The sequence below is a fragment of the Butyrivibrio proteoclasticus P6B7 genome (assembly GCF_000622085.1).
Lineage (GTDB): Bacteria > Bacillota > Clostridia > Lachnospirales > Lachnospiraceae > Butyrivibrio > Butyrivibrio proteoclasticus_A.
The window spans coordinates 16,066-30,270 of sequence record NZ_JHWL01000018.1 but is presented as its reverse complement, the minus strand read 5'-3'; the positions used below and the strand labels follow the sequence as shown (position 1 = coordinate 30,270).

13 protein-coding genes are annotated in these 14,205 nt (G+C 44.7%); all 13 read left to right on the top strand.

Annotation, left to right across the window (positions count from 1 at the left end):
* The first annotated feature begins 171 nt into the window (after positions 1-171).
* The 13 genes from T541_RS0111445 (at position 172) to clpB (ending at position 14,044) form a co-directional block, all read left to right on the top strand.
* The gene (locus T541_RS0111445; RefSeq protein WP_026652867.1) at positions 172-1,566 is read left to right on the top strand and encodes an ABC transporter substrate-binding protein; all 1,395 of its coding nucleotides are present in this window, start codon (positions 172-174) and stop codon (positions 1,564-1,566) included.
* Positions 1,567-1,618: 52 nt separating this feature from the next.
* Positions 1,619-2,515, top strand: a complete 897-nt coding sequence (locus T541_RS0111440) for a carbohydrate ABC transporter permease (protein WP_026652866.1) — start codon at positions 1,619-1,621, stop codon at positions 2,513-2,515.
* A gap of 12 nt (positions 2,516-2,527) precedes the next feature.
* Positions 2,528-3,370 carry a carbohydrate ABC transporter permease gene (locus T541_RS0111435; protein ID WP_034466924.1) on the top strand — a complete coding sequence of 281 codons (843 nt, stop codon included), beginning with the start codon at positions 2,528-2,530 and terminating at the stop codon, positions 3,368-3,370.
* Between the two features lie 4 nt (positions 3,371-3,374).
* A complete protein-coding gene (locus T541_RS19450; protein WP_051538214.1) occupies positions 3,375-4,772 on the top strand; it encodes an MGH1-like glycoside hydrolase domain-containing protein in 1,398 nt (465 codons plus the stop codon).
* Positions 4,759-6,057, top strand: coding sequence for a glycoside hydrolase family 28 protein (locus tag T541_RS19445; RefSeq protein WP_034466921.1), 1,299 nt, complete (start codon positions 4,759-4,761; stop codon positions 6,055-6,057). Before T541_RS19450 ends, T541_RS19445 begins: the two co-directional genes overlap by 14 nt.
* A gap of 168 nt (positions 6,058-6,225) precedes the next feature.
* Positions 6,226-6,828: an ATP-dependent Clp endopeptidase proteolytic subunit ClpP gene (clpP, locus tag T541_RS0111420; protein ID WP_026652864.1), complete on the top strand. Its 603-nt coding sequence runs from the start codon at positions 6,226-6,228 to the stop codon at positions 6,826-6,828.
* 64 nt (positions 6,829-6,892) lie between these two features.
* Positions 6,893-8,161, top strand: coding sequence for an ATP-dependent Clp protease ATP-binding subunit ClpX (gene clpX / locus T541_RS0111415; protein ID WP_026652863.1), 1,269 nt, complete (start codon positions 6,893-6,895; stop codon positions 8,159-8,161).
* Between the two features lie 160 nt (positions 8,162-8,321).
* Positions 8,322-8,939 (top strand): ribosome biogenesis GTP-binding protein YihA/YsxC, encoded by a 618-nt coding sequence (gene yihA / locus T541_RS0111410; protein ID WP_026652862.1) that lies wholly within the window; start codon positions 8,322-8,324, stop codon positions 8,937-8,939.
* A 93-nt stretch (positions 8,940-9,032) separates the two neighbouring features.
* Positions 9,033-9,635 carry an HdeD family acid-resistance protein gene (locus tag T541_RS0111405; protein ID WP_026652861.1) on the top strand — a complete coding sequence of 201 codons (603 nt, stop codon included), beginning with the start codon at positions 9,033-9,035 and terminating at the stop codon, positions 9,633-9,635.
* Positions 9,632-10,282, top strand: a complete 651-nt coding sequence (locus tag T541_RS0111400) for a hypothetical protein (RefSeq protein WP_026652860.1) — start codon at positions 9,632-9,634, stop codon at positions 10,280-10,282. The genes T541_RS0111405 and T541_RS0111400 overlap by 4 nt, the downstream gene beginning before the upstream one ends.
* Before the next feature lie 373 nt (positions 10,283-10,655).
* Entirely contained in the window at positions 10,656-11,183 is a 528-nt protein-coding gene (locus T541_RS0111395) for a cob(I)yrinic acid a,c-diamide adenosyltransferase (protein ID WP_026652859.1), read from the top strand.
* Positions 11,184-11,228: 45 nt separating this feature from the next.
* A complete protein-coding gene (locus tag T541_RS0111390; RefSeq protein ID WP_026652858.1) occupies positions 11,229-11,450 on the top strand; it encodes a hypothetical protein in 222 nt (73 codons plus the stop codon).
* Positions 11,447-14,044, top strand: coding sequence for an ATP-dependent chaperone ClpB (gene clpB, locus T541_RS0111385; RefSeq protein ID WP_026652857.1), 2,598 nt, complete (start codon positions 11,447-11,449; stop codon positions 14,042-14,044). Before T541_RS0111390 ends, clpB begins: the two co-directional genes overlap by 4 nt.
* Positions 14,045-14,205 lie beyond the last annotated feature (161 nt).

Below are 14,205 nucleotides of genomic sequence, written 5' to 3'. Positions count from 1 at the left end.
ACAACTGTATTATCACACCGGTAAATATAGTTTGAAAAATGGATTAAGTTTCACTTTAATGCTCAAAGTGCCCGAAATCATTGAATCCCCGGAAAATCGCCGATACAATTTTGATTAAAGAAAGACGTCTTTACAAACAAAATGTGTTGGGATTTGAATAAGGAGGAGAACATGAAGAGAAGGTTACTTAGTTCTTTAATGGTATTGACTATGCTGACAGCATCAGTTGTAGGCTGCGGAAATGCTGCTGCAGACAGCACAGATTCTGCACCACAGCAGGAAGCCACTAAGGAAGAAAAGGCAGAAGCACCTGCTGACAGTGCTACCGAAGCACCAGCAGAATCTGAAGAAGAAATCACACTTCGTATGGCATGGTGGGGTTCACAGGACAGACACGACAAGACAATCGCAGCAATCGAACTCTACGAGAGCCTTCATCCAAACATCACTTTTGAATATGAATTCTATTCTTTCGACGACTACTTCACCAAGCTCAAAACTCTTGTAGCTTCCGATGAAGTATGGGACGTATTCCAGCTTGGCGGAAACTTCCCTATGTATCTTGATAAGATTTACCCATTAGACGAATACATTGAATCAGGCGTTGTTGATGTATCCAACATCTCAGAGGCTAACCTTAAGACCACAAGAGATAAAGACGGCACACAGCTTGGACTTACCAACGGAATCAACACCTACGGTATCGCTTATGATCCAGCAATGTTCGAAGAAGCAGGAGCAGAGCTTCCTAACGAGAACTGGACCTGGGACGATTATCAGAAGGCAGCTGACCTGATCACAGAAAAGCTTGGAATCTTTGGTTCATCCACATTCCTTTCATCAGACTTCATCGCAGGCTGCTCAGCTTACGTATCACAGCAGGGTGCCCTTGGCGAGAACAGCTTCTTTAACATCGACCTTACAGGAATGGGCTTCACAGATTATCAGCTCCTTACACCTTTCATTCAGATGAGAGCTGACATGATCAAGAAGGGTTCATACCCAGACGCAGGTGCTTCAGCAGAGGTTACCAACATCGAGAACGACTTTCTCGTTACCGGCGAAGCAGCTATGACATGGGTTGCTGTTAACCAGTTCCCAACAATCTACAACGTATGCGAAGAGCAGGGAAGAACTCTTGCCCTTGCACCAATTCCTAAGGTTACAGCAGATGGTAATTCAGGTATGGTTATTCAGTCATCACAGATGCTCTGCGTATCACAGGATTCAGCTCACAAGGAAGCAGCTGCAGCATTCATCAGCTGGTTCGAGAACGACATCGACTGCAACATGATCCTTCAGGCAGAAAGAGGAATCCCTTCTAACGAGCTTGTTAGAGAAGCCCTTGCAAAAGAGGCGACAACAGCACAGCAGATCATGTATGACTACGTTGATTACGTAAGTAAGCTTCCTACACCAAGTGAATACAATGTTCTTTCACCTGATGGACAGGATCAGGTTCAGGATAACTACCTCAACTACATTCAACAGGTTGTCAGCGGCGAGATTACAGCGGATGAGGCAGCACAAAAGACCTATTCCGATGCAGAGGCTTTATTCAAATAATTAGAATCCCGCCTGGTAACACAGGCGGGGTTTTTTACAGGAGGAATTTTGGGTGGAGAAACTTAGAGCAAAACTAAACAGCGATGCTGTGGTGGGACACGTATTCGCTGCGCCTTTCATATTCGGATTTGTGTGCTTTTCGCTGATCCCTATCTGCATGTCCCTTGGGTACTCTTTTACGGACTATTCTCTGGGAAGCAAGCAGGCAGTATTTGTAGGGGTAAAGAACTTTCTAAACCTGTTTAAGGACGAGGTCTTTTCAAAGTCTATCCTTAAAACCCTGCAGTACGTACTTATATCTGTGCCCATCAAGCTATCTTTCGCTCTTCTTGTGGCATATATCCTCACAAGGAAAAGCAGAATGGTAACCCTCTACAGATCCCTTTACTACGTGCCATCACTGGTGGGCGGTTCTGTAGCTGTGGCTCTTGTGTGGAAACAACTCTTTGCAAGGAAAGGTCTTTTTAACTCAATCCTTGTGAACATGGGCCTTGAGAAGATTAACTGGTTCGGCGATGAGCATCTGGCCATCTATCCCTTGATCCTGATGGCTGTGTGGCAGTTTGGATCCTCAATGATCATCTTCGCTGCCGGGTTAAAAGAAATACCAAGGACCTACTACGAAGCAGCTCAAATTGACGGAGCCAATGGCTTCCAGAGCTTTTTTAGAATTACACTGCCATGTCTGTCACCTATTATTCTTTACAACCTGGTAATGCAGACAATTGCGGCATTCATGACCTTTACCCAGGCCTTTATCATCACTGGTGGCGGGCCAAACAACGCCACAATGCTCTATGCGCTTAATGTGTACAATCAGGCCTTTAAGTACAACAACATGGGCTATGCCTGCGCCATGAGCTGGGTAATGCTGATAGTTATGAGCCTTATCACACTGCTTATCTTTAGAAGCTCCAAGTTCTGGGTATTTAATGAGGCAGAGGGTTAACGGGGGAGAGACATGAAGGAAAGAAGACTAATTACAAAAATCCTGTATCACATCCTTGTTCTGGCCTTTGGATTCATCATGGTCTATCCGGTTCTGTGGATGATCAGTGGCTCTTTTAAGGATAATGCAGAGATACTAAGGGGAACACTTAGCCTTATTCCCAAAGACCTTAAGATGAGCAACTATCCAACGGGTTTCAGGGGCTTTGGCGGAACGAGCTTTGCAGTGTTTTTTAAGAACTCAATGGTAGTAACAACAATAGCAACCTTTGGAACGGTTATATCCTCATCACTGGTGGCCTATAGCCTTTCAAGGATCAAATTCAGAGGAAGAAACCTGTGGTTTACCTGCATGCTGGCAACAATGATGCTTCCAGGCCAGGTAATTATGATCCCACAGTATCTTATATATTACAGGCTTCATTTGGTGCCTGGTTATGTACCGCTGATCCTCCCATACTTCTGCGGACAGGCATTCTTTATATATCAAATGATGCAGTTTATGCAAGGCATTCCAAGAGAGCTGGATGAGGCGGCCAAGATTGATGGTTGTAGCAAGTATGGCATTTACGCCAGAATAATCCTTCCATTGTTAAAGCCAGCCATCGTCACCACCGTCATCATTCAGTTCTACTGGAAGTGGGATGACTATATGGGACCACTGCTTTACTTATCAAGACCACAGTCCTATACAGCCTCCATCGCCATCAAGCTCTTCGCTGACTCAGCATCGGTGACAGACTATGGCGCAATGTTTGCAATGTCGACCCTATCACTGATTCCTGTCTTTTTGATATTCCTTTTCTTTAACAAGTATCTGGTAGAGGGAATCGGAACAAGCGGACTTAAAGGATAATACTATGATTGAAGCAAGTGTTAGATTTGATTGTTCTGATCCATCCCTATTGGCGCTTATTAGGGCCGCAGAGGAGAAGTGCCTTAAGAACATCAAAAGGTTTGGGGATAAAGAAGTCCTTATTGAGGGCGGCGGCTATGAGAAGGTCTGGATCGAGACCCAGCCCATGGGCGGAGCCATGTATGGCAAAAGAAATATCGAAGTAGCCCTTAATAACGTTAAGATCTTCATGGACCATCAAAGGGAAGACGGGCGCCTTCCCGGAAGCATAGAAAATAAGCAGGGTGTGATAGTACCACAGTTTGATAAGTTCCAGGGCTTTTGCTTTGCAGAGCCTGCCCTAGATGTCTATTACCTCATTGGAAAAGATAAAGCTTATCTGCAGCAGCTCTACGAAGTACTGATTAAGTACGATGAGTACTTATGGGCAGTCCGGGATTCCGACGGAGACGGATGTCTTGAGAGCTGGTGCGTCTATGACACCGGCGAAGACAACGCTGTAAGGTACGGAGATGCCCCCAACTACTGGGACAAGGATGTGGCTCCAGATGAGTTTACCCTGGTTCCTATCGCCTCCATGGACTTCATGAGCTACTCCTATTCAGCAAGGAAGGTGGTCTCAGAGATAGCAAGACTTCTTGGGGACGAGGACAGCGCCCTTTTATATGATAAAAGAGCTAAAGAAGTCAGGGACAAGTTGCGAGATTATCTGTGGGATGAAAGAAATGGTGCCTTCTTTGACAGGGACAAGAAGCACCAGACCATGACAGCTCTTTTGCATAATAACCTTAGAACAATGTACTGGGGCAGCATGGATCCGGAACAGGCAAAGCGTTTCGTCTATGACCACCTGACTAACCCTGATGAATTCTGGACTAAGCTTCCGCTGCCAAGCGTGGCGGCTAATGACCCTGTCTTTAGAAATGAAAGAGTCAACAACTGGAGTGGCCAGTGTCAGGGCCTTACCTATCAAAGAGCCATCAGGGCTTTAGAGAATTACGGCTATTATAAGCTTATTCCAAAGCTTGGAAATAAGCTGTTTGAAGCAATAGGAAGTGAACATGCCTTCGTTCAGCAGTACGATCCCTTTACCATGGAGCCTTGCATGGAGAGCGTTGCCGGGCTTCAGGATGGATATGGACCCACACTCCTTTCAAGTCTTGAATATTTTGCCAGAATGTATGGAGTGAGCCTTATCCGTGATAAACTAGTGTGGGGATGCAGTAGGGGTGCAGATGTTACCTATGAGCAGACCTATGGAGACAGTTCTTTTGTCCTGGAGAATTCCGGAGATAAGGCAAGAGGATTGATAAACGGAAAAGAAATCTTTGTGGCCCAGAGAGGGTGCCGCATAGAGACTGATCTAAAGGGGAAGGTAATAGCTAAGAATGAAGGATTTTAATGTAGTTGACTATGGTGCAAAGCCAGATGGAATAAGCAAATGCACGGATGCGATACAAAGAGCTATAGATGATTGCAGCACTGAGGGGGGAAGGGTAGTGTTCCCGGCAGGTGAGTATCTGTCGGGTTCACTCCTTCTTAAGTCCAATGTGGAGCTGCATCTTGAAAGTGGAGCAGTGCTCGTTTCAAGTCTTGATGAAGCGGATGTGGTGGATTTTTCCAAGGATTTTGTAGATGACAACGCGGATACAGGCTGGGAGGGAGGCTGCTTTCTCTATGCCTGCCATGCCAGGGATATTACAATTTCGGGCTTTGGAACAATTGATGGCCAGGGACGAAAGGTCTTTTACGACGATGAGCCAGAGGACTCTCCCAAGGAGTGTCCGCTTAACGTGAAGGGCTTCAGGCCCAGGATGAGCTTTCTTGAGGATGTGGAGAATCTCACAATTGTGGATGTGACCTTTAAGGATGCGGCTTTCTGGACCTTGCATATGGCGGGATGCAGAAATGTCCGTATTGAGAACATCAGGATCATGAACCACAAGAGGGGCGTAAATACTGACGGTATCGATCCTGACTGCTGCAAAAACGTGATAATAAGGGGCTGTAACATAGTAAGCGGCGATGACTGTATCGTCCTTAAGTCCACAGCGCCTATGTATAAGAAGTACGGTGACTGCGAGAATATCATAGTAAACAGCTGCGTTCTCAGCACCTGCTGCAGCGCCATCAAGATCGGCACTGAGACCTACGGGCCTATCCACGACGTGATCGTGTCAGACTGCGTCCTCAAGGACTGCATCAGGGGAATCGGCATCTGGTCCAGGGATGGAGGCGAGATCTACAACATCACCATGCACCATATAAGCGGAAATACCAGGAACTTTGCAGACAGCGTTCTTAAAAAGGCTGCCATTTACTCCTGGTGGGGCGAGGGTGAGCCGGTGTTTATATCAGCTGTAAAAAGAGAAAATGTGGACAGGATCCCTGGCAAGGTCCACCACGTCAGCATTGATCACCTGATGCTTAAGAGCGAAGCGCCTATTGTGGTGGCTGGGGAAGAGTACAGTCCTATATCCGATGTGAAGATCACTGATTCTGTTATCAGGATGGAGAATCAGAGCGGAAAGACAGCTATGGTGCTGGATGAAAGACCCTCTGTCAACGGAAGAAGAGAAATGAAAATGCCTGTAGTTTATAACAGGGGTTCCAAGGACGTTTTTGTGGAAGCTGATATACAAATTGGGGATAGTATACGAGAATTATTTTCAAGTATGGACATTTAGTGGAAAAGGGGAGATAAACTCCCCTTTTTTGTGGATTAAACCAGCGGTATAAACTGCAATTGCGCCGGAGCTCTTTTAAAAATGTTAATTTAGACGTATAATAGTATTTTAGATGAGTATATCCAATTGCGAATACTCATTTAGTATGCTTTAGAAAAGGAGTACAACATGAGTTTAATACCTTACGTCATTGAACAGACAAGTCGTGGAGAGAGATCATATGATATCTACTCAAGACTTTTAAAAGAAAGAATTGTATTTTTGGGAGAAGAGGTTAATTCTACATCAGCCAGCATCGTAGTAGCACAGCTGCTTTTCCTTGAGGCTGAGGATCCTAACAAGGATATCCACATGTACATTAACAGCCCTGGAGGAGAGATCACTTCCGGAATGGCTATCTACGATACAATGCACTACATCAAGTGCGATGTAAGCACAATCTGTATCGGTATGGCTGCCAGCATGGGTGCATTCCTTCTTGCCGGTGGTGCAAAGGGTAAGAGAATGGCTCTTCCTAACGCAGAAGTTATGATCCACCAGCCACTTGGCGGAACACAGGGTCAGGCTACAGAGATTGAGATCGCTGCAAGACATATCCTTAAGACTAAGGAGAAGATGAACAGAATGCTTGCTGAGAACTGCGGCAAGACATATGAGCAGGTTGCAGCTGATACTGAGAGAGATAACTGGCTTTCAGCACAGGAAGCTCTTGATTACGGTCTTATCGATTCTATCATCGAGAACCGTCCAAGCGAGAAGGACAAGAAGTAATTTAGTTGCGGGGGGCAGCAGGTCTGCTTTAGCAACGATAATATATTAGTTTAGGAGTATTGTAATGGCAGGAAAGAATTCCGGAGAGATCAGGTGCTCTTTTTGTAACAAGACACAGGATCAGGTTAAAAAGTTAATAGCAGGCCCTGCTGGGGTTTACATCTGCGATGAGTGCGTTGATATCTGTGCTGATATCATCGAGGAAGAGTTCGAGGACGAGCCAGTAGCTACCAAGAACCAGCAGATCAACCTCCTTAAGCCCGCTGAGATCAGAAGCTTTTTGGACGAATATGTAATCGGACAGGATGAGGCCAAGAAGGTTCTGGCTGTATCAGTTTACAACCACTATAAGCGTGTTCTTGCACCTAAGAGTGAGGACCGCAATGATGTAGAGCTTCAGAAGAGTAACATCATCATGATCGGACCTACAGGTTCTGGTAAGACATATCTTGCACAGACCTTAGCTAAGATCATCAACGTACCATTTGCTATCGCAGATGCTACAACTCTTACAGAGGCAGGATATGTAGGTGAAGATGTTGAGAACATTCTTCTTAAGCTTATCCAGAATGCAGATTATGATATCGAGAGAGCTCAGTATGGTATCGTTTATATTGATGAGATTGATAAGATCACCAAGAAGAGCGAGAATGTTTCAATCACAAGAGATGTATCCGGTGAAGGCGTTCAGCAGGCACTTCTTAAGATCGTAGAGGGAACTGTTGCCAGCGTTCCACCACAGGGCGGACGTAAGCACCCACATCAGGAGCTTATTCAGATCGATACAAGCAATATCCTCTTTATCTGTGGAGGAGCCTTCGATGGTCTTGATAAGATCGTAGAGGCAAGACTTGACCGCAATTCAATCGGCTTCAATGCTGAGATTGCAGACAAGACTGAGAGAGAAATCGGAGAAGTTCTTAAGGAGGTTACACCTCAGGATCTTGTTAAGTTTGGACTTATCCCTGAGTTTGTAGGTCGTGTGCCTATCACTGTAACTTTAGAGGGTCTTTCTAAGGAAGCTCTTGTCAAGATCCTTACTCAGCCTAAGAACGCTCTTGTTAAGCAGTACCAGAAGCTGTTCGACTTCGATGACGTTAAGCTTACCTTCGAGGATGAGGCTGTTCAGAAGATCGCAGCTATGGCTTATGAAAGAGAGACTGGAGCAAGAGGACTTCGTTCTATCATGGAGAAGACCATGATGGATGTTATGTACGAGATTCCTTCAGACGACACCATCAGCGAATGTGTTATCACAGATGCTTCTGTTGATGGAACAAGCCAGCCGCTTATCGTACACCGCGATTCCAAGAAGCTTAAGCAGGCTAAGTAATAAATTAAACATTGCGATTATCAGGCGTTGGATGTTTGCAATATACTTCCAACGCCTGTGTTATAATATGGTGTAGTGCCAATAACTGGTTAATACTCAGATAATTGATCTGTTATGGGCATCATGTTACAACAGTCAGAATGTATATTCAGGAGAAATTATGGTAATTAAAAACGTTAATCTAGAAACAGTATGTGGAATCACAAGTACACTTCCAGATAATATTCATCCGGAGTTCGCCTTTGCTGGAAAGAGTAATGTGGGAAAGAGCTCTCTTATCAATGGCCTTATGAATCGTAAGAACTATGCCAGAACTTCACAGGAGCCAGGTAAGACTCAGACCATCAATTACTACAACATCAACGACGAGTTCTATCTTGTGGATCTTCCAGGCTATGGCTTTGCAAGAGTTCCTGAGAAGGTTAAAGAGCAGTGGGGCAGAATGATCGAGAACTACCTCCACACATCAAGACAGCTGCGAAGAGTATTTCTTTTGATCGATATCAGACATGAGCCTTCAGCCAACGATGTGCAGATGTACAAGTGGATCGTTCATCAGGGCTTTCAGCCTGTGATCATCGCAACTAAGGCTGACAAGATCAAGAAGAGCCAGCACGAGAAGCACCTTAACATGCTTCGTAATGGACTGGGACTTCCTGAGGAGATCAAGATCTTCCCTTATTCAGCTCTTTCTAAAGAGGGACGTCAGGAGATCTACGATTACATGGACAAGCTTCTTGCAGAGGCAAACGCTGCAGAGCAGGATACAGAAGAGTAAGCTGGAGTTTAGCTGAGAAATAGAAAGACTGAAGGAAAAAGAGAAAAATAAAGAATAGAACTAGATAGAAAGAGCTAGAGATTGGAGGCAGGTATGAATCTGAAGTTTAAGTTAAAGGTTGATTATGTTGCGCAGTCTATTATCATGATTGTTATTGGTCTGGTGCTGATGTTCTGGACCAAGGCCAGCATTGATTTTGTGGCAAGGGCACTGGCTGTGCTTCTTATGGTAATCGGTGCCATCTTTATTATTAGCTATCTTTCCCACAAAGAGAGGAATTTTGAGCTTTCAGGAAGCTTCGTGGTGGGACTTATCATTTTTGCCATCGGTGGCTGGATCTATTTAAATCCAGGTAAGTTCACTGATTTCATTCCTAAGCTTTTTGGTCTGTTCATTCTGATCAGTGGTATCAGAAACGTGGGACAGGCATTTTCTCTTATGAAGTATAAGGCTAAGACCAGCTGGGTTTCACTTATTATCGCTTTCGTAACCATGGGTCTTGGTGTATTTCTTTTAACAAATCCTACAGGGGCTAAGGAGATCGCAGTTACCCTGATCGGATTGTTCCTGGTGGTAGATGGAGGTACTAACCTTATCAGCTCGCTTCTGGTGGAGAAGGCAGAGAAGCGAGTTAAACAGGAGCAGGAAGCTATCGATGTTGATGCGGTTATTGTTGAGGAAGAAGATAAGAAATGACCTTTGAGCCAGTAGAAGTATCGCTTGATGAGAACTGCTTTGCAGAACTTGTCAGGCGATATCATTTTAATGAAGAAGATAAAAAAGATATAGTAAAGCTTTATAGACAGCTGATCCCCAGAGTTCATGCTGTTTTTCACTATGTGGTGGAGAATAGTGATGATGGATGTTCTAGTGTGGTGGAGAATGATAATCGTGGAGTAGATGGATGTCACAGTGATATTGTGGAGAACGACAATCTCGGAGGAGACAGTAGCTGTGCATACGTGGTGGCAAGTCTGGGGAGAGCAGTGGATAGCCTGCAGGATAGCTTTCTGCAAAAGGGTGATATCAGGAGTGCCTATATTCTGGACTGCATTGCCTCTGAGCTCTTGGCTAAAGCCTATGATGGAATCGATGAAAGACTCTATGAGCTGACGGGCAAGTATGCCGGAGACTACGTGTTTGTGGGAGATGATGAGCTTCCTTTGGAGAGTACGCCTGAGATCATGGTAAAACTTGGACAGAAGAAGATCAGGTATAATGAGGCTTTTGCGCTGATTCCTAAGAAGAGTGTGCTTTTTAAGACAGCTCTTTTACCAGAGAAGCCTCACAAAGCTGGGATGTGCAGTAACTGCGGAGCGGTGGACTGCCAGATGAGGTGGTAGAGCAGCTGAAATCCGCTGTGGTACCAAAAAACAAGAGAAATCTTTGGGTACAGAAGTCGAAAATGGCAGTTTGTACCCTTGGCTAGGAGTAAGTTAGAGGGTACAAAAGCCAAAAATGCTAGTTTGTACCCCCAACTAGAAGCAAGTTAGAGGGTACAGAAGCCAAAAATGCTAGTTTGTACCCCTAACTAGAAGCAAGTTAGAGGGTACAAAAGTCGAAAATGACAGTTTGTACCCCCAGCTAGAAGCAAGTTAGAGGGTACAGAAGTCAAAAATGACAGTTTGTACCCCCCAGCGAAAAGAAAACAGAGGGTACAGAAGCCCAAAATGGAAGTTTGTACCCCCAACAGTTAAAAACAGAAGAGGAAGAAGCATGAGCACAGGACTAGTACATTTATACACAGGTGAAGGAAAGGGCAAGACTACAGCTGCAATAGGCTTGTCTGTCAGGGCAGCAGGCGCTGGCAAGAAGGTAGTGTTTGCACAGTTTATGAAGGGAAGAGATACTTCGGAGCTTAAGAGCCTTAGCAGCATAGAAGGAATTACAATTGTCAGAAGCGCAGAGGAACTGGGCTGGCTTGATAAGAATAATGCTGAGCAGGTGCTGAAGTTCACAGATACTCACAACAACCTCTTAGAGGAGATAGAGACCTTTATCATGAACGGTCAGTGCGATGTGCTTGTGCTAGATGAGGTGACTTATCCTTATAGCTATGGCGTCATAGATAAGGATAGGCTGGAAGAACTGATTACAAACAAGCCAGAAGAAATGGAGATAGTTTGCACTGGTAGAAATGCGGATGAATTCTTTGTTGATCATGCTGATTACATTACTGAAATGAAGAAAATTAGACATCCCTATGACAATGGAATTCAAGCCAGAGAGGGAATTGAATTCTGAGAAATATGGATTAGTGGAATGATATAATTCAAGCAAGAGGACATAGTGAATTCTAGAATAATAGAATTCATGCCAGAAAGAGAGCAGAGTTCGGAAAACAGCTCTAAATTACATAATGAAATTTCGCATATTGACATTGTGTTATTCTGTGTTATAGTTGTAATAGAACAACAAACACAACAACACAATGTCATTTTTTCTTTATTCAGGATAATGGTGTGGGACTGGGATATAAGCATTATTCCTGAGGTGAGGAGGTTGTTATGAATATTCAGAAATTCACACAGAAATCTATCGAAGCAGTCAGTGCCTGCGAGAAGATTGCCCTTGATTATGGCAATCAGGAGATTGAGCAGGAACATCTTTTATATGCTCTTATGACTATAGAGGATAGCCTTATTGCTAAGCTTGTGGAGAAGATGGGAATAGACAAGGACTCTTTTATCTCCAGAATTGAACAGGCAATTGGCAAGAGGACCAAGGTTTCTGGCGGCCAGCCATATGTTGGAACAGATCTTAATAAAGCTCTTTTATCGGCTGAGGATGAGGCCAAGGCTCTTGGTGATTCCTACGTGTCTGTGGAGCACCTGTTCATGGCGGTTATCAAGAAGCCTAACAGAGAAGTTAAGGATATCCTTAGAGAGTTCGGCATAGACAGGAACAGATTCCTTCAGGTTCTGCAGGAGGTAAGGGGTAACAGAACAGTCAACACTGATAACCCTGAGGCTACCTACGATACCCTGAACAAGTACGGCACAGAGCTTGTAGATAAGGCAAGGAAACAGAAGCTTGATCCTGTAATAGGCAGAGATACAGAGATTAGGAACGTCATCAGGATCCTGTCCCGTAAGACCAAGAATAATCCTGTGCTTATCGGCGAGCCTGGTGTTGGTAAGACTGCGGTAGTTGAGGCTTTGGCTCAGCGAATTGCCAGTGGCGACGTGCCTGCTGCCCTCAAGGATAAAAAGATCTTTTCTCTTGATATGGGTGCATTGGTGGCTGGAGCTAAGTACAGAGGCGAGTTTGAGGAAAGACTTAAGGCTGTTCTTGAGGATGTTAAGGAGTCCGATGGAGAGATAATTCTTTTTATAGATGAGCTTCATTTGATTGTGGGAGCTGGCAAGACCGATGGCGCAATGGATGCTGGCAACATGCTTAAGCCAATGCTGGCAAGAGGCGAACTTCACTGCATCGGTGCCACAACACTTAATGAGTACAGACAGTACATCGAGAAGGATGCGGCCCTTGAGAGACGTTTCCAGCCTGTAATGGTGGAAGAGCCTACAGTTGAGGATACCATCAGTATTCTTAGAGGCCTCAAGGAGAGATATGAGGTTTTCCACGGCGTTAAGATCATGGATAGCGCTCTGGTTAGCGCTGCAGTTCTTTCTAACAGATACATTTCCGACAGGTTCCTTCCGGATAAGGCTATTGACCTGGTAGATGAGGCCTGCGCCCTGATCAAGACCGAGATGGATTCCATGCCTGCTGAGCTGGATGAGCTTAATCGTAAGATCATGCAGATGCAGATCGAGGAGGCTGCCCTTAAGAAGGAGGACGATTCCCTTTCAGTTGAGCGTCTTGCTAATCTGCAAAAAGAGCTGGCGGAACTCAAGGAAGACTTTGACACCAGGAAGGCTCAGTGGTCCAATGAAAAAGAGGCAGTGGATAAACTGGCAGCCATGCGTGAACAGATAGATACCATCAATTCAGAGATTGCCATCGCCCAGAGAAATGGTGATTATGAGAAGGCTGGCGAGCTTCAGTATGGTAAGCTCCCTGCACTTAAGAAGCAGCTGGAAGAAGCTGAAGAAGAGGCACGTCAGAAGGAGTCCGATGAAAGCCTTGTACACGAGAAGGTATCTGACGAGGAGATCGCTGGTATCATCAGCAGATGGACTGGAATCCCTGTTAATAAGCTAACTGAGAGTGAGAGGAATAAGACTCTTAACCTTGCAACAGAGCTACATGAGAGAGTTATAGGCCAGGATGATGCTGTAACCCTTGTATCTGAGGCTATTATGAGATCTAAGGCTGGGATAAAAGATCCTACTAAACCAATCGGTTCATTCCTGTTTCTTGGACCAACAGGTGTTGGTAAGACAGAGCTTGCCAAGAGCCTTGCTCAGGCGCTGTTTGACGATGAGAACAACATGGTTCGAATCGATATGAGTGAGTACATGGAGAAGTACAGCGTCAGCAGACTTATCGGAGCGCCTCCCGGATACGTGGGCTATGAAGAGGGTGGTCAGCTTACCGAAGCCGTAAGACGTAAGCCTTATGCGGTAGTTCTTTTTGATGAAATCGAGAAGGCCCATCCGGATGTGTTCAACGTACTGCTTCAGATTCTGGATGATGGTCGTGTTACAGATTCTCAGGGAAGAACCGTGGACTTTAAGAATACAATCCTTATCATGACCTCTAACATCGGAGCTCAGTACCTGCTTGAGGGAATCAGAGATGATGGAACCATCAGCGAAGATGCTCAGAATGCTACTATGGAAGACCTTAGAGGGCACTTTAGACCTGAGTTCCTTAACCGTCTTGATGAGATCATTATGTTTAAGCCTCTTACAAAGGACAATATCGGAGGCATCATCGAGCTTATCGTGGAGGATCTTAATAAGAGACTTTCAGATAGGGAGATAAGTGTCAGACTTACAGATGCTGCAAAGAGATATGTTATCGATGAGGCTTATGATCCAATATACGGCGCAAGACCTCTTAAGAGATTTGTGCAAAAGCACGTGGAGACCCTTTCAGCTAAGCTGATCCTTGAAGATAAGGTAAGACCACACGATACCATTGAGTTCGATGTGGATGGAGATGAACTTGTGGCCAGGGCAGTAGCCAATGCATAAAGTGTATAAATATGTAATGTGTTTGCATATAATATGTTAACCGGATTTGTTTTCTGACAATTTGAGGATTAACGGAATAATGTATGTAAAAAATAAACTTTCGTACGAAATGTATGAAGGTTTATTTTTTTGCAACAATTTAGGGGAGTTGTCTGTATATA

Coding starts and splice junctions, on each gene's coding strand:
- T541_RS0111395 (WP_026652859.1), top strand. CDS start 10,656: ATGAGCACAGGACTAGTACATTTATACACAGGTGAAGGAAAGGGCAAG.
- T541_RS19445 (WP_034466921.1), top strand. CDS start 4,759: ATGAAGGATTTTAATGTAGTTGACTATGGTGCAAAGCCAGATGGAATA.
- T541_RS0111445 (WP_026652867.1), top strand. CDS start 172: ATGAAGAGAAGGTTACTTAGTTCTTTAATGGTATTGACTATGCTGACA.
- T541_RS0111435 (WP_034466924.1), top strand. CDS start 2,528: ATGAAGGAAAGAAGACTAATTACAAAAATCCTGTATCACATCCTTGTT.
- T541_RS0111405 (WP_026652861.1), top strand. CDS start 9,033: ATGAATCTGAAGTTTAAGTTAAAGGTTGATTATGTTGCGCAGTCTATT.
- T541_RS0111400 (WP_026652860.1), top strand. CDS start 9,632: ATGACCTTTGAGCCAGTAGAAGTATCGCTTGATGAGAACTGCTTTGCA.
- yihA (WP_026652862.1), top strand. CDS start 8,322: ATGGTAATTAAAAACGTTAATCTAGAAACAGTATGTGGAATCACAAGT.
- clpP (WP_026652864.1), top strand. CDS start 6,226: ATGAGTTTAATACCTTACGTCATTGAACAGACAAGTCGTGGAGAGAGA.
- clpB (WP_026652857.1), top strand. CDS start 11,447: ATGAATATTCAGAAATTCACACAGAAATCTATCGAAGCAGTCAGTGCC.
- T541_RS19450 (WP_051538214.1), top strand. CDS start 3,375: ATGATTGAAGCAAGTGTTAGATTTGATTGTTCTGATCCATCCCTATTG.
- clpX (WP_026652863.1), top strand. CDS start 6,893: ATGGCAGGAAAGAATTCCGGAGAGATCAGGTGCTCTTTTTGTAACAAG.